Origin of the sequence: Streptomyces sp. NPDC002619 (assembly GCF_042889305.1) — a bacterium.
In the GTDB taxonomy this organism is placed as follows: domain Bacteria; phylum Actinomycetota; class Actinomycetes; order Streptomycetales; family Streptomycetaceae; genus Streptomyces.
This window is the reverse complement of sequence record NZ_JBIAQV010000146.1, coordinates 1-1,928: the sequence shown is the minus strand read 5'-3', so window position 1 is coordinate 1,928 and position 1,928 is coordinate 1. Positions and strand designations below refer to the sequence as shown.

The window sequence follows — 1,928 nt, the reverse complement described above, 5'->3', positions numbered from 1 at the left end:
GTCGGGTCGCCCGGGGGATTCTCACCCCCGGGCTCCCACGGAACCGTACGTGACAGTCTCCCGTCATACGGCTCTTGTCGTTCTGGGCCTCGCCCCTGCCGGGGACGCCCAGGTCCAGTGAGCGAAGTACTTCGGGCGCAACGCGTGACCTTGGGCCAGCCGTTGCAGGGCTTGTTTCATCCCGACCCGGTACTTCTTCTGGATCCACCGCAGCAAGTAGGTGTTGATGCGGTCGAGCAGCGGATACAGCGCTGAGCGGTAGAAGCGCCCGTAGTAGTTCATCCATCCCCTGACCACCGGATTGACCGTCCGTGCCAGATCGGATGACTCCTGCGCGGTGCGCCGGTGCAGTCTCCAGGACCGCACCGTCTTGCTCAGTCTCTTCAGGGCTTGGTTACTGATCGCGGGCAGGAACGCGGTGAACATGTCCCCGCGCTTGTCCTTGGCTCCCCGCGGCCGGAACGTGAACCCGAGGAACGTGAACTCGGTGACCGGAAACTGGCCCCGACGGTTGTCGTCCCTGCAGTACACGATCCTGGTCTTGTCCGGATGCAGTTCCAGACCGACCTCGGCCATCCTGGACCGCAGCGCGGCCAGGACCCGTTCCGCTTCCGCCAGGGTGCGGCAGTGCACCACCGCATCGTCGGCGTAACGCTCGAACGGGCACCCCGGGTACTCCCGGACCATCCACGCATCGAACGCATAGTGCAGAAACAGGTTCGCCAGGACGGGCGACACCGCAGAACCCTGTGGCGTGCCCTCCACCCTTTCCGCCGTGGACCCGTCGGGCAGGCGCAGCCCCGCGGCCAGCCACCGCTTGACATACAGCACCACCCAACGAGCGTCGGTGTGCGCCTCGACCGCGGCCACCACCTTGTCCCACGGGACGGTGTCGAAGAACTTCCGGATGTCGAACTCGACCACCCAGTCGAACCGCCAGCACCGCTCCCGGCAGGACGCGACGGCGTCCAGTGCCGACTTGCCCGGCCGATACCCGAAGGAGTCCGGGTGGAAGATCTGCTCCACCCGCTCCGACAGGTGACCGGCCACCACCGTCTGCGCGACCCTGTCAGCGACGGTGGGCACCGCCAACACCCTGGTGCCACCCCCGCTCTTGGGGATCGGCACCGCTTTGACGTCCGGTGGGAAGTACGTGCCCGAGGACATCCGGTTCCAGACCTTGTACAAGTTGTTCTTCAGGTCCTTCTCGAACGCCTCGATCGACACCCCGTCCACCCCGGACGAGCCCTTGTTTCCTCTCACCTTCACCCAGGCGTCCCACACCCCCCGCTTGGAGATGTCGAACGGCTTGGCCGACGCTTTCAACTCGCCCATCCCGCTCCTCCCGGAGAACCTCCGGTTGACCGAACAAACCAGTCACGAACGACCCGGCCCCTTCGCTCCACCCCGATTACCGGGGCTTCCCCACTACTACGAGCCGGTCCGCCGGCGCGCCGCGCAACGGTACTCAGCACCCGGCCGGAGCGCTTCCGCACCGGGCTCTCCCTGTCGCCCCGGCCGCTGAGCCAGGGCAGTGTCGCAACGCGCCTTCCCACGTTCCGCACGGAAGCCGCAGACCGGGCTCGCGCCGCCTTCATGCCGGACACCGCCTGGCCAATAAGCGGTCACCCGCCAGGCTTGTCCCGGGATCCTGTAGACACCCCGGTTTCGATGCCACCTACTACTTACGACACGTCATCAGCGGTTCACTCGCGTTCGCCTTCCCGGTCCCCACCTGACGCCTGACCGGCGCCTTTTCCCCGGACGCTCACCACGACGGTCTTCAACCAACGCAGCTCGGGGCGGTTTGACGCCTCCCACCGCAGGACGACGCCGAAGGGCCACAAAACCTTCATCATCCGCACAGCACCACATCAAGCAGGGTCTCTACCTACATCAACCTCACTCTCAGTGTTCGTGGCACACCT

Annotated in this window: 1 protein-coding gene; it reads right to left on the bottom strand. The window is 65.9% G+C overall.

The window, feature by feature from the left end; all coding sequences use genetic code 11:
- Positions 1 to 63 precede the first annotated feature (63 nt).
- Positions 64 to 1,335, bottom strand: a complete 1,272-nt coding sequence (gene ltrA / locus ACFYXB_RS45900) for a group II intron reverse transcriptase/maturase (protein ID WP_389591454.1) — start codon at positions 1,333 to 1,335, stop codon at positions 64 to 66.
- Positions 1,336 to 1,928: the final 593 nt, after the last annotated feature.